This is a genomic window from Mycobacterium sp. FW102-FHT13B02 (genome assembly GCF_058790275.1).
Map to the genome: position 1 here is coordinate 44,885 of NZ_JBYTCM010000022.1, position 14,582 is coordinate 59,466.

The 14,582-nt window shown below is 67.0% G+C and carries 17 protein-coding genes and 1 pseudogene; 9 read left to right on the top strand and 9 right to left on the bottom strand.

The genetic code is table 11. The features are described from left to right. Nucleotides 1-89 precede the first annotated feature (89 nt). Nucleotides 90-575, top strand: a complete 486-nt coding sequence (locus tag AC3WTE_RS26860) for a MarR family winged helix-turn-helix transcriptional regulator (RefSeq protein WP_492442481.1) — start codon at nucleotides 90-92, stop codon at nucleotides 573-575. Here the strand turns inward: AC3WTE_RS26860 and AC3WTE_RS26865 are convergent, their stop codons facing one another. From AC3WTE_RS26865 to AC3WTE_RS26885, 5 genes are all read right to left on the bottom strand, one after another. Continuing rightward, complete coding sequence (locus tag AC3WTE_RS26865) at nucleotides 576-1,412, bottom strand: GH25 family lysozyme (protein WP_492442483.1); 837 nt, start codon at nucleotides 1,410-1,412, stop codon at nucleotides 576-578. It abuts the gene before it with no gap. Between the two features lie 313 nt (nucleotides 1,413-1,725). After that, nucleotides 1,726-2,187: a VOC family protein gene (locus AC3WTE_RS26870; RefSeq protein ID WP_492442484.1), complete on the bottom strand. Its 462-nt coding sequence runs from the start codon at nucleotides 2,185-2,187 to the stop codon at nucleotides 1,726-1,728. A gap of 34 nt (nucleotides 2,188-2,221) precedes the next feature. Next, nucleotides 2,222-2,704 (bottom strand): SRPBCC family protein, encoded by a 483-nt coding sequence (locus AC3WTE_RS26875; RefSeq protein ID WP_492442486.1) that lies wholly within the window; start codon nucleotides 2,702-2,704, stop codon nucleotides 2,222-2,224. Continuing rightward, nucleotides 2,701-3,096 carry an ArsR/SmtB family transcription factor gene (locus AC3WTE_RS26880; RefSeq protein ID WP_492442487.1) on the bottom strand — a complete coding sequence of 132 codons (396 nt, stop codon included), beginning with the start codon at nucleotides 3,094-3,096 and terminating at the stop codon, nucleotides 2,701-2,703. Before AC3WTE_RS26880 ends, AC3WTE_RS26875 begins: the two co-directional genes overlap by 4 nt. A gap of 309 nt (nucleotides 3,097-3,405) precedes the next feature. Continuing rightward, a complete protein-coding gene (locus AC3WTE_RS26885; protein WP_492442489.1) occupies nucleotides 3,406-4,998 on the bottom strand; it encodes a Na+/H+ antiporter in 1,593 nt (530 codons plus the stop codon). A 58-nt stretch (nucleotides 4,999-5,056) separates the two neighbouring features. Between AC3WTE_RS26885 and AC3WTE_RS26890 the strand changes: the two genes are divergently transcribed. From AC3WTE_RS26890 to AC3WTE_RS26915, 6 genes are all read left to right on the top strand, one after another. Beyond that, complete coding sequence (locus AC3WTE_RS26890; RefSeq protein WP_459370500.1) at nucleotides 5,057-5,365, top strand: UBP-type zinc finger domain-containing protein; 309 nt, start codon at nucleotides 5,057-5,059, stop codon at nucleotides 5,363-5,365. 75 nt (nucleotides 5,366-5,440) lie between these two features. Then, entirely contained in the window at nucleotides 5,441-6,565 is a 1,125-nt protein-coding gene (locus AC3WTE_RS26895; RefSeq protein WP_492442491.1) for an ATP-grasp domain-containing protein, read from the top strand. Nucleotides 6,566-6,567: 2 nt separating this feature from the next. After that, the gene (locus AC3WTE_RS26900; protein WP_492442493.1) at nucleotides 6,568-7,017 is read left to right on the top strand and encodes an Rv0361 family membrane protein; all 450 of its coding nucleotides are present in this window, start codon (nucleotides 6,568-6,570) and stop codon (nucleotides 7,015-7,017) included. Nucleotides 7,018-7,037: 20 nt separating this feature from the next. Next, entirely contained in the window at nucleotides 7,038-7,451 is a 414-nt protein-coding gene (locus tag AC3WTE_RS26905; RefSeq protein WP_492442495.1) for a rhodanese-like domain-containing protein, read from the top strand. After that, complete coding sequence (locus AC3WTE_RS26910; RefSeq protein ID WP_492442497.1) at nucleotides 7,448-8,671, top strand: O-succinylhomoserine sulfhydrylase; 1,224 nt, start codon at nucleotides 7,448-7,450, stop codon at nucleotides 8,669-8,671. Before AC3WTE_RS26905 ends, AC3WTE_RS26910 begins: the two co-directional genes overlap by 4 nt. A gap of 9 nt (nucleotides 8,672-8,680) precedes the next feature. After that, nucleotides 8,681-9,073, top strand: coding sequence for a hypothetical protein (locus AC3WTE_RS26915; protein WP_492442498.1), 393 nt, complete (start codon nucleotides 8,681-8,683; stop codon nucleotides 9,071-9,073). Nucleotides 9,074-9,082: 9 nt separating this feature from the next. Here AC3WTE_RS26915 and AC3WTE_RS26920 read toward each other — a convergent pair whose 3' ends face one another. Further along, nucleotides 9,083-9,451: a YybH family protein gene (locus AC3WTE_RS26920; RefSeq protein ID WP_492442500.1), complete on the bottom strand. Its 369-nt coding sequence runs from the start codon at nucleotides 9,449-9,451 to the stop codon at nucleotides 9,083-9,085. Beyond that, nucleotides 9,438-10,151: an SDR family NAD(P)-dependent oxidoreductase gene (locus AC3WTE_RS26925; RefSeq protein ID WP_492442502.1), complete on the bottom strand. Its 714-nt coding sequence runs from the start codon at nucleotides 10,149-10,151 to the stop codon at nucleotides 9,438-9,440. Before AC3WTE_RS26925 ends, AC3WTE_RS26920 begins: the two co-directional genes overlap by 14 nt. A 120-nt stretch (nucleotides 10,152-10,271) precedes the next feature. On the opposite strand from AC3WTE_RS26925, the gene AC3WTE_RS26930 reads away from it, so the two are divergent. Next, nucleotides 10,272-11,198 carry a LysR family transcriptional regulator gene (locus tag AC3WTE_RS26930; RefSeq protein WP_492442503.1) on the top strand — a complete coding sequence of 309 codons (927 nt, stop codon included), beginning with the start codon at nucleotides 10,272-10,274 and terminating at the stop codon, nucleotides 11,196-11,198. A 39-nt stretch (nucleotides 11,199-11,237) separates the two neighbouring features. On the opposite strand, the pseudogene AC3WTE_RS26935 reads toward AC3WTE_RS26930, so the two are convergent. Together AC3WTE_RS26935 and AC3WTE_RS26940 are read right to left on the bottom strand one after the other, a co-directional pair. Further along, a pseudogene (locus AC3WTE_RS26935) lies at nucleotides 11,238-12,296 on the bottom strand (YbfB/YjiJ family MFS transporter); the annotation flags it as partial. 41 nt (nucleotides 12,297-12,337) lie between these two features. Beyond that, nucleotides 12,338-13,192 carry an SDR family oxidoreductase gene (locus AC3WTE_RS26940; RefSeq protein WP_492442505.1) on the bottom strand — a complete coding sequence of 285 codons (855 nt, stop codon included), beginning with the start codon at nucleotides 13,190-13,192 and terminating at the stop codon, nucleotides 12,338-12,340. A 75-nt stretch (nucleotides 13,193-13,267) separates the two neighbouring features. Between AC3WTE_RS26940 and AC3WTE_RS26945 the strand changes: the two genes are divergently transcribed. After that, complete coding sequence (locus tag AC3WTE_RS26945; RefSeq protein ID WP_492442507.1) at nucleotides 13,268-14,476, top strand: FAD-dependent oxidoreductase; 1,209 nt, start codon at nucleotides 13,268-13,270, stop codon at nucleotides 14,474-14,476. The last annotated feature ends 106 nt before the right edge of the window (nucleotides 14,477-14,582 follow it).

Genomic DNA, 14,582 nt, shown 5'->3' on the forward strand with positions numbered 1-14,582 from the left:
ATGCCCAGGCGACTCGTGTGGACACCCAGAAAATATTTCAGATACTTAACTATTAATCAAATGAACTTTGTGAACGGTATGCTCTGCGCGTGCCGACGCCGCCAGACCGCGCTGCTCTGGAGGCGCAGATCTCTGCCGATGTGCGGGCGCTGACGGCCGAATCCGAGCAGATCGGCCGCACCTTCGCGGTGCAGAACGATCTGGGCGCCAATGATTTTCGGGCACTGCTGCACATCATGGTTGCGGAATCGGCGGGGGCACCGTTGACCGCGGGCGAGCTGCGCAAGCTCATGGGCACCTCCGGCGCGGCCATCACCTACCTCGTGGAGCGGATGATCAGCTCCGGACATCTGCGCCGCGACACCGACCCCGCCGACCGACGCAAGGTCATCCTGCGATACGACGACAAAGGGCTGGCCGTGGGCCGAGAGTTCTTCAGTCCGTTGGCTCGGCTCAACACAGAGGCGCTTGCCGAGCTGCCCGATGCGGACCTCAAGGCCGCGCACCGGGTGTTCGTGGCCCTCGCCGGTGCGATGCGGGCGTTCCGTGCGGAACCCGGTCCCGGCGAGCGGTGATCACGCGGACGAAGTGGCCTTGAGGGCGTAGACGTCCGCTCTGAGTGCGGCGACCGCGTCCACCATCGTCAGGTTCTGGCCGGTCGCATTCTGGCCGAGCTGAGGCCAACCGTTCAGGTTCGGCCCGCGCAACTGGGTCTGGATGTCCTGCACGATGGCCAGGATCTGGTTGAGGGTCGCGGTGGTCGGGTCGGGCTGAGTCACGTTGCCTCCGTTCAGCAGAGAGATCAGTTGATCCAGGGTGCCCTGGAATGCGTTGCAGTCCACCGATAAATTCCCGATCACCGCGGCATCGGTGAATTGCAGGATCTGCGGCGTGGCGCCGCCGTAGGGGAACCAGTACCGCTGATTGTCGTTGCCGGGATACAGGTTTGACGCGAAGCCGGTGCCGTTGACGTAATTCGACGCGATCAGCCCGGGTACCTGAGAGATGTCGGGTGAACCGATCTGTTGCCAGTACCAGTGCGGGAGGTATGACAGCGAGATGGTCACGCCGGCGGCGTTGAACGCATCGACCACGGCCCAGAAATTCTGGATGTCACCGGAATTCGCCTCGAAGTCCAGCATCGCAAATTTGCCACCGTTGTTGCTGAGCCACGTTTGGGCCTGCGCCGCGGGGCTGTCGGTGGTGACGTAGTGATAGCCGATATGCGGAAAGTGGTTGTCCTGGCACCACTGTGCGATCACGGGCCAATACGGGTCCCGGTAGTAGCTGCCTTCGGATACCTTCTGCTCGATCCAGGAGAAACCCTGGCCGGGTAGCAGAGAGACGAACGCAATGGCATCGCCGGCCGAGCGAAAATTGTTGTTCGACGTGTCCGGTCCGTACAAGGTCATGGCGCCGCCCCCTTGGGTACCGGCGTCCAGCTCGTTGTACTCGCCAATGCCTTTGTGTCGCCGCTGAATCCGTCACTCGACCGCACTGTCCATTGCAATTGGCCGGCGGCGTCGTGAGTTGCCGTGGCGATGGCGCCGGCTTGTTCATACATCTCGCCCAGGGCTTCGGGTCTGCCCGCGGTGTTCAAAGCAAATCCTCGCCTTCTGCCGTGGAGGCCTTGTCCCGCTTCGATTCTCGTTTGTCCGTTTCGTGTTGACTCTCGTTGTCGAAGGGCACTTTCCACGATAGCGCGATCTGCGTGGCCGGGTTTGTTCAGGCGTTCTCCAACTCGGCGATCACGATCTTCTTCTGCCGCATCATCGTCTGGACCTGTTCGGGCCGGCCCAGCAGTTGGTCCATGTTGTCCGGGATGATCTGCCAGCTGATCCCGAATCGATCCTTGCACCAACCGCATTGCTCGGATTCGGGCACGTGCGAGAGCTTGGACCAGTACCGGTCGATCTCGTCCTGGTCGGCGCACTGGATCACGAACGAGATGGATTCGTTGAAGGTGAACATCGGTCCGCCGTCGAGGCAGACGAAATCGACGCCGTTCAGGCTGAACCGGCCGTTCAGTACCTTGCCCGACATGCCCGCAAAATGTTCGTCGAGGGCTGCGTCGGGGTACTCCTCGACCGAGATGATCCGCGAATCCGGAAACACCTCGACGTAATACTCCATGGCTTCACGCGCCTGGTTGTTGAACCAGAGGCAGGGCTGGATGGCTTTCGGCATGTCGTCTCCTTGTCTTTCAGTGGTTTTCGTCTGGTCAGGCCACGAGTGCGTCGATCTGCCCGAGGGCGCCGGTCATGCCCTCGACCATGCCCATCGCGGTCACCTTCTCGAGCTGTTCCAGATCGGTGAACCGGGCGACGATCGTCATCCGGGTACCGCTGTCGATCGCGTCGAAGGACACCTCGAGGCGCATGGTGGGCATCTCGGGGTCGGGCTCGCCGTCGGGCTTCGAGAAGCCGTCTTCGATGAGAAGCCGCGACGGTGCGTCGACTTCGAGCGTGGTCCACCAGCCCGGTGCGATCTCGCCCTCGGGGCCCGTCATGTGGTACCGCGACTGACCGCTCGGCGCGATCTCGTGCCGAGTGAAGGTGGCCGGCCAGGTCGGCGGACCCCACCAGCGTTCCAGCTGCCGCGGGTCTTCCCACACCTGCCAGACCCGCGCAGGCGGAGCGGCGAACTCCGCCACGAACGTCATGGTGAGAGCCTGCGGGTCGGCGGCGCTGCTGATCACCGTCATCGGTGGTCCTTTCGTTTTGTGGCGCTTCGGGTTTCGTGTGGGGGATAGCCGTCTTCGGCGAGAATCGCCTCGATGGTCGCGGCGCGGTCGTGCCAGAGCGCCGCGTAGCGCTCCAAGAGCACGCCCGCCCGGTGCAGCGTCTCGGGCACCGCACGGACGAGTTGTTCCCGGCCGCGGCGCTCTTTATGCACCAATGCGGCTCCGGCAAGAACCGCGACGTGTTTCTGCACCGCGGCGAAGCTCATGTCGTAGCCGCGGGCGAGTGCGCTCACCGACTGGTCACTGCGCATCGTGCGGGCCACGATGTCGCGGCGCGTGGCGTCCGCCAATGCATGGAAGATTCGGTCGATCTCCGCATCGGTGAACGCCTCGGGAAAAGTATCTACAACCATTTGGTTGTAGATTAGGGCAACCTGGCGACGGCGTCAAGAGCCGACGGTTCGGAAGCGCGCGCAGAAGCGTTGACTCTGAAGCTATGGCGCACTTGTGCGAGTAGGTTGTGCCGTCGCTACAGGCTCGACGCCCGTTCGGCGCGCCTACTGCACTGACCCTGACTGGGTGGCGGGAAGACAGCGAGAAATTCGCCGTGTGGTCAGGTTCGCTGCGCGAACCTCGGGCCAGGCTCGCCCAGATTGACGAAATGGTCGCTGCCCGGCCGTTTTTGCAGCCATTTGGTCCTTCTCGGCGCGGGACCCGACCACCTATTCGCGGTTGAGCGCCGCTTCTTCCAGATCCAGCCCGTGCAACACCGACCGCAGCACTTCGTCATCGATGTTTCCGGCGTCGCGTTCGGCGATGAACGTCGCGCGCTCGGCCGCCAGCATTTCCAGCCGCAGCCGCCGCATGGCCGCCGCCGGGCTTTCGCCGATGTCGTCGTCACTGCGGCCCAGACGTTCCCACACGGCATTGCGGCGACGGTCGTTCCAGTTCTGCAGGATCTCTCCGACGTGCTGCTGGGCACTGGAATTGCTACTGCGGGCCAGTAATTCGTCGAGTCGGTCGGCGGCGGCTGCGGCCGCGCGGCTCGATGCCGCGGCCTGCTCCAGCGCATCCTGATGCGCTTCGGCTTCGCTGCGGACGTCCAGCATGCGGATCAGCCACGGCAGCGTGAGGCCGTGCAACAGCAGCGTCCCGACGACGACGACGAACGTCAGGAACACCAGCTGCGGCCGCCCCGGAAACGGAGTGTCGCTCAGTGTCGTCATGGGCACACCGAACGCGGCGGCCAGCGACACGACGCCGCGCATGCCCGCCCAGGCCACGATGAACACCTGCGACGGCGTCGGTCGGGGTTCACGTTCCCGGATGCCGCGGAACAGGACCCGCGGGGTGTAGGCCATGACGTATACCCAGACGATGCGGACGCCGATCACCGAGGCCAGCACCGCGGCCGACGCCACGGCCAGGGTGACCGCGCGGATGCCGGTCAGCTCATCGACGACCGTCGGCAGCTGCAGGCCGATCATCAGGAAGGCGAAGGACTCCAGCACCAGCTGGATCGACTTCCACACCGCGTCGTCCTGCAGGCGGGTGGCGTAGGACGCGCGGGTGGCGCGCTGGCCGAGCAGCAGTGCGGCGACCACCACCGCGATCACCCCGGAGCCGTGCACCTCTTCGGCCAGCCAGTAGATGAAATATGGTGCGACGAGCCCGATGGCGCTCTCCACCAGCGGATCGTCCAGCCAGGTCCGGATGAACTCGATAAACCAGCCGATCAGTCCACCGATCACGACCCCGCCCGCCGCGGCGAGCGCGAAGGTGCCCAGCGCGCCCTGCCACGTCGCCGCCGCGCCGACGGCCGCGGCCAGGGCGACCTTGTATGCGGTGAGCGCCGTAGCGTCGTTCAGCAGGCTCTCGCCGCCGAGCAAAGTCATGATCTGGCGGGGCAGTCCCAGCCGGCGGCCGATGGCCGCGGCGGACACCGCGTCGGGCGGCGCCACGATCGCGCCCAAAGTGAGGGCTGCGGCCACCGTGAGCTCCGGGACGGTGTGGAAGGCGACGAACCCGACGACCAGCGTGGTGGCCAACGGCAGCCCGACCGCGAGCATCCCGATGGGACGGACGTTCTTGCGCAAGGCCAGATAGCTGCTCTCCAGCCCGGCCGACCACAGCAACGGCGGCAGCACCACGAACATGACCAACTGCGGCTGCATCTCGATGGCGGGCACGCCGGGAATCAGCCCGACGGCGAGTCCCGCGACGACGAGTCCCAGCGGCGCGGAGACGTCGAATCGACGGGCCAGCGCGGCCAACAACACCGAGGCCACCAGCACTGCCAGCAGTGGGGCACCCACGTCCTCAAACCTCCTCGGTCAGCCGGCCCTATCCTTGTTCAACATGCTGGGGAAATGGATGCAGTCACGGGCAACGCGTCCGCGTGAAGAAAATTCCCCGACCACCTGCACGCACCTCGCCGACGCGGTCGGGCAAGCTGAACCGGAGCCGCAGACGCCCGGGCGCTGTGGTGACTGTGCGGCACTTGGGGAGGATACGTGGGCGCACCTTCGGATGTGCCTGACCTGCGGACAGGTCGGTTGTTGTGATTCCAGTCCGCATCAACACGCGAATGAGCATTACCGCCGCACCGGGCATCCGGTGATGCGGTCGGTCGAGCCGGGGGAGAGCTGGCGATGGTGCTACGTCGACATCAGATTGGGTTGACTAGGCGAGCGAAGCGACGGGGGACGTTGAAGGGGCGAGCGAAGCGACGGAAAGGCAGATGAGTTGGTGGACCGCATGACTGTTCTCGTCCTCGGCACCGGTGAGCTGAGCAGTGAACTGGTGCAGTCCTTCCAGCGGCTGGGGGTGCGGGCGACCGCGGTGGCCGTGCCCACCGCGGCGGCGGCGCTGCGGGACTTGATCGACCGGCACATGCCGCAGTTGGTGGTGGTCCAGTGCCCGGCCGCGGATCTCGGCGCCGATGTCGTGGAGGGGTTGGCCGCGCTCGACGAAGTCGCCGTGTTCCCGACGCCGGGCGCCCTGCGCCTGGCGTCCGACCGCGAGGCGCTGCGCACCTTGGCGGCCCACGAGCTGGGGCTGCCGACCGCGCCGTTCTGGTTCGCCGGATCGGTTGACGAACTCACCGCGGTCGCCGAGCACGCCGGACTGCCGCTCACGGTGACACCGGCCGCGAACACCGACGGTGCCGGCCGTTCGGTGCTGTCCCGTCTCGAGGACGTCGACGTCGCCTGGCACCGTGCGGTGGCCGCGGGCGGAGAGCGGGTGATGGCAGAGACAGCCGTCGACGTGGCCGCCGAGTTCACCATGCTGACCGTGCGGACTCAGGGCCCGGCGGGTCCGGTGGTGCAGTTCTGCGAACCGATCGGCCACCGCCGCGAGAACGGCGGCCCGCTGGAGTTGTGGCAGCCGCATCAGCTGTCGGACTCGGCGCTGGACGCGGCCCGCTCCATCGCCGCCCGCATCGCGGGCAAGCTTGGTGGCACGGGGCTGTTCACGGTCGACCTGCTGCTGGGCACCGATGCGGATCCGGCCGCGGGCGCTGCCGAGGAGGTGTACTTCGCGACGGTCCACTCGGTGCTGACCGGCGCCGGCTTCGTGACGACACGGTCGCAGCGCCTGTCGCAGTTCGATCTGCATGCCCGCGCGATCCTCGGCCTGCCGGTCGACACCATCATGATTTCACCGGCGGCCGGCGAGGTCAGCCGCCCGTCGTCGGACAGGGCCGCGGTCGCGCGCGCACTGCCCGACGCGCTGGCCGTCGCCGAGAGCGATGTCCGGCTCTCCGGCGAGGTGTGCGTGGCACTGGCGACGGCGCCGGACGTGGTGCGGGCCCGCGACCGCGCGCATCAGGTGGCCGCTGCGCTCAACCAAACAGCGGCGCTCCACCAAACAGGGAAGTGACCATGACCGAATCGGAATCGCACCCCCGCCAGACGCTGGGCCCGTTCCTGGCCGCGCTTGCGGTCATCGTGGTCCTTGTGGTGATCGTCGCAGTGCTAAATGCGATCGGGGTGTTCGGCCGCAATGATCCGACGCCGGAGCAGCTGGTGCGCACCGCTGTCGTCGGCCAGAACGACGGACTGCAGCGCAAGGACTACGCGCGCTTTTCGACGTACACCTGCAAGGCGCAGGCCGGTACCCAAGCGGATGTGCTTGCCAAACAAGAAGTTTCGGCGGCCAAGAATGGGCAGCGCTACGTCGACGAGGTACGGGACATCAAGTTCGACGGACAGAAGGCCACCGCTGTGCTGGTGTATCACTTCGACAAGACGCCGGACCAGAAGCCCACGGCGCCGGTGGTGCTGGTGAACGAGGACGGCGCATGGAAGGTGTGCTCGCCGGTCCCGAGCTAGTTTGTGACAGACTCGCACCCGTGAGCTACGCGGGAGATATCACGCCGCAGCAGGCCTGGGACCTGCTCAGCGAGAACCCCGAGGCGGTGCTCGTCGACTGCCGGACCGACGCCGAATGGCGCTGGGTGGGAGTGCCTGACATCTCCAGCCTCGGACGTGACGTTGTGTACATCGAATGGGTGTCGGGCGACGGTAAGCGCAACACCGGGTTCGTCGACGACCTGAAGGCGGCCGGCGTGACGCCGGGCGACCGGCCGGTGGTGTTCCTGTGCCGTTCGGGCAACCGGTCCATCGGCGCCGCCGAGGCGGCGACGGCGGCGGGCATCGGGCCGTCGTACAACATGCTCGACGGCTTCGAGGGGAACCTCGATGAGCAGGGCCATCGCGGTGGCAGCGGTTGGCGCGCCATCGGATTGCCGTGGGTGCAGTCATGAGGGGCCTGAACGCCGACGGCGTGCCGTCGGTCCGGGTCCCGGCACCGCTGCCCGACGGCGTCAGCCAGGCGACCATCGGCGTGCGTGGCGGTCTGCTGCGGTCCGAGTTCGAGGAAACCTCTGAGGCGATGTTCCTGACCTCGGGCTACGTCTACGAGTCGGCAGCTGCCGCGGAGCAGGCGTTCACCGGCGAGATCGACCGGTACGTGTACTCGCGCTACGGCAACCCGACCATCCAGATGTTCGAGGACCGGCTGCGGCTCATCGAAGGGGCGCCCGCCTGTTTCGCGACGGCGACCGGCATGGCCGCGGTGTTCACCGCGCTGGGCGCGCTGCTCGGCGCCGGTGACCGGCTGGTCGCGGCGCGCAGCCTGTTCGGGTCGTGCTTCGTGGTCTGCAACGAGATTCTCCCGCGCTGGGGTGTCGAGACCGTCTTCGTCGACGGCGACGATCTGTCCCAGTGGGAGGAGGCGCTGTCGGTGCCGACCACCGCGGTGTTCTTCGAGACGCCGTCCAACCCGATGCAGTCGCTGGTGGACATCGCCGCGGTAGCGGAGCTGGCCCATGCCGCCGGGGCAAAGGTGGTGCTGGACAACGTCTTCGCGACCCCACTGTTGCAGCAGGGCCTGCAGCTGGGTGCCGACGTCGTCGTGTACTCGGGCACCAAGCACATCGACGGCCAGGGCCGGGTGCTGGGCGGTGCGATCCTCGGCGACAAGGAGTACATCTCCGGGCCCGTGCAGCAATTGATGCGGCACACGGGTCCGGCGATGAGCGCGTTCAACGCCTGGACGATGCTGAAAGGGCTTGAGACGCTGGCTATTCGGGTTGACTACTCGAACCGCTCCGCGCAGCGGGTGGCCGAGTTCCTGGAAGGCGTACGCGGGGTGAACTGGGTGAAATACCCGTTCCTGCAGTCACATCCGCAGCATGACCTGGCCAAGCGGCAGATGCGTGGCGGTGGCACCGTCGTCACCTTCGAGCTCGATGGCGGCAAGGACCGGGCGTTCGAGGTGCTCGACAAGCTGCAGATCATCGACATCTCCAACAACCTGGGTGATTCCAAGACACTGATCACCCACCCGGCCACCACCACGCACCGCGCGATGGGGCCCGAGGGTCGGGCCGCGATCGGCCTGGGCGACGGTGTGGTGCGGATTTCCGTCGGGCTCGAGGGCACTGAAGATCTTGTGGCTGACCTCGACCAGGCGCTGAGCTAGGGAGCTGGGATGTCCAAGCAGACCGCGGCCAAGAAGGCCCGGCGCAAGAAGCGGCAGGCCACGCGCGATGCCAACTGGCTGCCTGACGAGGTGCATGCCGAAGTGGAGGCTGTCGGGCGGATCGCGGGCGAAATCCTGCCGCGCGGTTGGGTATTCGATTCGGACTACTCCAACGACGAGTATCTGATCTGGTACTACCCGCCGTCGGGTTTCGAGTCCACCGAGGACGACCCGCGGGAACTGGTCACCAGGATCTGGGTCGCCGATCCGGACCAGCCGCAACTGATCCTCGTCGGCACCGAAGAGGACGGCGCGATCTACAGCTTCACCCTCGAGCAGTTGATGGCGAATCTGGATGTGATCGAGGCATACCGCGTCGGGGACCCCACGCCGCAGTTCTGAGGTCATCCGTCAGCTGACGGGCGACACCTGGTAGTGCGCGATCTGCCAGCCGTCGCTGCCTTGTGTGACAAGGACACCGAGGTTCAGGCTGAGCACCGCCCCGTCGGGACGGGTGAAGTCGGCCCGGGTGTAGGCCAGCACCACGCCCGCGGCGGGTTCGCGGATCTCGTCGATGCGGTAGTCGACGGTCAGGCCGACGGGCTGGGCGTCGTAGTAGTCGAACACCCCTTGCCGTCCGACGCTGTAGGGCCGAAGGCCTTGGAATATCACGTCTTCTGTGAAGACCGCGGCCACCTGGTCCGGCCGGTGGGCGGCGATGCCGGCCTGCCACCGATCCAGAATCGTGCGGACCACGTCGGTCGCTTCAATGCCCTGCACTCTGACCACCGTCCACATGCAGGATTTCACCGGTGACGAACGTGGCGCTCTCCAGGTACAGCACCGCGTCGACGACGTCGGAGATGTCGCCCATGTGGCCGACCGGGTGCAGCGCCGACAGAAATTCGTGCGTCTCCGGTGCGTGCATCGGGGTGCCGATGATGCCGAGAGCGACTGCGTTGGCGCGGATTCCGCGGGAGGCGTACTCGACGGCGAGGGCCTTGGTTGCCGCGTTGAGGCCGCCCTTGGTCAGCGACGCCAGGGCCGACGGCACCTGTGAGTTGGCATGGTCGACGAGGCTGGTGGAGATGGTGACGACGTGGCCGCCGTCGCCCTGCGCCGCCATGGTCCTGATGCCGGCCCGGGTCAGCTCGAAGAACCCGCGGGAATTCACCCCGGTGACGGCGTCGTAGTCCGCGTCGGTGTAGTCGGTGAACGGCTTGGCGATGAAGATGCCGGCGTTGTTGACGACGGTGTCGAGCCGCCCGAACCGCTCGACCGCGGCGTCGACCAAGCGCTGGCCGACACCGGGCTCGGCGATGTCGCCGGCGACGGTGAGGACCATCGGGTCATCGCTCGCGGAGATGGTGCGGGAGTTGGCGACGACGGCGTAGCCCAGCTTGCGGTAGCCGGCCACCAGGGCTTCGCCGATGCCCTGGGAGGCGCCGGTGACGATCGCGACGCGAGGTGTGGTGCTCATCGGAGTGTTCCTTTCGGTTGAGGTCGATGCACTCCACAACCTCGGTCGGACCGCGGCCATGCCCCTGCCGCGCGACTTATTGGCTTCTTGCTGAGAGGCTCTGCCTACTACGCTGCTGCCATGGAACTACGGCAGCTACGGTACTTCGTCGCCGTTGCCGATGAGCTGAACTTCGGCCGCGCCGCCGAACGTCTGCGCATCGCCGGGCCGTCCCTGTCCCAGCAGATCAAGGCGCTCGAGCGCGATCTCAAGGTGGATCTGTTCGACCGGGACCGCCGGTCGGTGCGCCTCACTGCGGCGGGCGCGTCGCTGTTGCCCCACGCGCGGTCCCTGGTGGCCGAGGCTGACGAATTGCGCAGGCGGGCAATCGGTTTGTCGAACTCGGAGCCCATTCGCATCGGCTATGTCAACTGGTGCCCGACCGATCTGGCGGAACGGGCGGCCGGCGTCGCGCAGTTGCGCGTCGACACCTGGGTGATGCCGTCGCACGCGCAGGCGGCGCGGGTGGCCGAGGGCATCCTCGATCTGGCCATCTGCTGGGTGCAGACCGCCGATCTGGAGGCGTTGTCGCTCCAGGCGCGGCTCATGGGGGTGGACCGGCTGTTCGCGTTGTGTGTCGGTCCTGACGACTCGCCGGTGCCGGCCAAAGACACTCTGGTGCTCGTGGATTCGGATACGGCGAGTTGGGAGTCGTGGAACCGCTACGGTGAGCAGTTCGCTGCGGACACCGGCGCCCGGGTGATGCGCACCGACGACGGTGGCGTCACGGGGCCGACGTTCTTCGAGCACGTCCGGCAGCTGGGGCGGCCGGTGCTCAACAATCCCCGAGGGCAGTCCGATGTCCTACCGCGAGACCTGGTGCGCCGTGCGGTGATTCAGCCGGTACCGCTGTGGACGTGGTCACTCGTGTGGCGACGGGGAGAAGACAACCCGGCCGTTCATGCCGTCGTCGACGCGCTCACCCGTGACGTCGCCGCTGTCGGTGCTGACGATGCGTGGCTGCCGCCCACTGATCCACATCAGCAGCGCGGCCAGGGCGGCGAGTAGCACGACGGCCGCACCGGCGAGCAAGGCCTGCTGGAAACCGTTGTGCAGCAAGGGTGCCACTGCGACCGGTCCGATGATCTGGCCCACCGAATAGCCCGTTGTCAGCAGCGCGACGGCGCCCGGGAACTGCAACGCCCGCCCGGCGGCCAGGGCCAGGGTGCTGATGCCGATGAAGGTACCGCCGAACAGCACCGCCCCGGCGAGTGCCGCGATGCTGTTCCCGGTTCCCGCCCCGGCAATTCCGGCGGCCTGCAGTAGTAATGCGGCGACGAGGAGCGCCGGATAGGAGAAGCGGCCGGTGAATCGCGCCCACAAAGCCGCAGATGGCGCCGCGGCCAGGCCGACCAACAGCCACACACCGCTGCCGAGTGCGCCCGGCGATTGCTGTGCGACGGCGGCCACCAGGAATGTGCCCGCGATGATGTAGCCGACGCCTTCGAGGGTGTAGCTGGTCATCAACGTGATCAGTGGTCCGCGCGCATTGATCTGCCCGGCAGGTGCTTTCGACGTCTCGTCGGTGCCGCCGGGCCGCATGAACCAGGCGCACGCAGTGAGCAGTGCGGCCAACGCGGTGGCGGCCCACCACGCGCCCTGCCAGTTCCCGGTGGCCGGCAGGGCCGCGGACAGGGCGATGCCGATCCCGACGCCGCTGAAGGCCCAGCCGGCGTGGTGGGCCGGATGGCCGTGATCCATGAGCGTGTTGACGGCGATCACGAAGACCAGCGCGCTCGCGATGCCGGCGGCCAGGCGCAGGAAGCCCCATTCGATGACGTTGGTACAGAGCGTCATTGCCGCCAGCGTCGCGACCAGGGTCGCCAGCGACACCCGGCAGGCGGCCACGGACCGGGCGAGCCGGGGCGAAGCGGCGGCCCCGACCGCACCGATGAGATAGCCGACGTAGTTGGCGGTGGCCAGCTGCCCCGCCGCCTGCGCGGTGAGGCCTGCGTGGGCCGTCATCAGCGGCAGGATCGGCGTGTACGCGAACCGGCCGATGCCCATCGCCGCGGCCAGGGCTGCCGCGGCGCGGGCAATCGAGAGCCAGGCGGAGGTGGGCATGCCCCATGGTGCGTGGCGTGGCCGTTGCGGGCCACGACCCATCTCCTTGCAGCTGAAAGGAATTACCTCACAGTGCGGGGCGCTCAGTCCTTCTCGATGACGCCCTGAGCCGCCCGGGCCCGGTCCTCATAGCTCTTCCGCTTGGCGGCGTCGAACTCCAGGAAAACCTTGTCCAGTCCCAGCATCTTGTTCATGCCGCGGCGGCCCTTCGGCGGCAGCAACTGGGCGAGTTGTGCGGTGAAGCGCAGCGGCGGCGGCACCGACACGTGCGTCTTCGGTTTGTCGAGGGTTTTGACGATGGCCGCGGCGATGTCCTCGGGCTCGACGGGCTTGATGGCTCCGCCGGACTTGGTGCCGGAGATCAGTTCGGTGTTGGTGAACGGCGGCATGATCACCGAGACGTTGACGCCGTGCGGAGCCATCTCGTCGGCCAGCGCGGTGGACAGTCCGACGACGGCGTACTTCGCGCCCACGTAAACCACCTGGCCCGGCAGCGGGATGAGGCCGGACAGGGAGGCGATGTTGATGATGTGACCGCTGCGGCGGCTGACCATCTCGGGCAGCGCGAGTTGGCAGCCGGTCAGCACGCCGTACACGTTGACCTCGAGGGAGGACCGGATCGACTGCTCCGTCTCCTTCAGGAACGGGCCCACCGGCATGACGCCGGCATTGTTGATCAGCACGTCGAGGTGGCCGGCACCGTCACTGCGGGCCTTGTCCAGGAATACCTCGAAGGATTCCCGATCGGTGACGTCCAGCGGATAACCGGTGGCCGGGCCGAGTTTGACCAGGTCAGAGACGGCGGATTCGAGCACGGCGACGTCACGGTCGCCAATGACGACCCGCGCGCCGCGGGCGAGAAGGGCCTTGGCGGTGGCGTAGCCGATGCCCCGGGCGGCCCCGGTGATTGCGATTGTCTTGCCGCGGATGTTGTCCATGGCGGCAAACTTTACACGTGTCAAGTTTTGATTTGAAGCCCCGATTCGGCCGCCCTGACGGACTACTGTCGGGGCATGACGCGCGCGCTGCGGACTCAAGTTTGTGTAGCCGGTGGTGGACCCGCGGGTCTGGTACACGCCCTGCTGCTGGCCCGGGCCGGGATCAGCGTCGTGGTGCTGGAGAAGCACAACGACTTTCTGCGGGACTTTCGCGGCGACACCGTGCACCCCACCACCTTGCGCATCATGCACGAGTTGGGATTCATCGATGAGTTCCTGAAGCTGCCGCACACCAAGATCAACCGCGTGTGCATGGACGCGGACGGGACCATCCGGACCTTCGGAAGCTTCGGCGCCCTACGGCTGCTGCGTTTCCCCGAGCCGTACATCGCGCTCATGCCGCAGTGGGACTTCCTGGACTTTCTCGCCGAAAAAGCCTCCGCCTACCCGGAATTCACCTTGATCCGCAATGCCGAGGTGACCGACCTGATCACCGAGGGTGGCCGGGTGGTCGGGGTGCGCACACCCGAGTTGGAAGTACGCGCGAACCTGGTGGTGGCCGCAGACGGCCGCAAGTCCGCGGTCCGTGAGGCGGCCGGCCTCGAGGTCGCGGCAGCGCACAGCCCCATGGACGTGCTCTGGTTCCGGCTCGGCTGGCGCCCCGGTGACCCGCGGGAACTGTTCGGGATCGTCCGCAAGGGCCTGTTGATGGCGATGATCTACCGCGGTGACTACTGGCAGATCGCGTATCTCATGCCCAAGGGGGCCAATCCGCAGGGCGGATCACTAGAGGACTTCAAGGCCAGGCTGGTGTCGGTGCGGCCGCAGTTGCGCGACCATGTCGAGGACTTGAAGTCCTGGGACGACACCAGCCACCTCGATGTGCGCGTGGACCGGCTCAAAACCTGGTGGCGGCCCGGGCTGCTGTGCATCGGCGACGCCGCGCACGCGATGTCGCCGGCGGGCGGTGTCGGCATCAACCTGGCGGTGGCCGATGCGGTCGCCGCCGCCAACATCCTGTGCGGCCCGCTGCGCAACGGCCTGCTGGCCGACGCAGACCTGGCCAAGGTGCAACGCCGCCGGGAGTTGCCGACGCGCATCATCCAGGCCGGCCAGGTGCTGGCCCAGGACCGGGTGATCGAACCCAACCTGGCCGGCGACCTGTCGCCGATCGAGGTGCCGTCATTCGTGGGAAAGGGCCCGCTGCAATACATCCCGCCGCTGCTCGTCGGCCGCGGTTTCCGTCCCGAGCACGTGCGGACGCCGGATATCCACTCGTCGTGACCGCCGATTGAACCTGTCGGAGCCGGTCGGGACGTCTATCTGACAGTCCCGTTCTCATAGTTGTTGCGACAGCGCCTGCGGGCTGAATCAGGCTGGGCCGCAATCC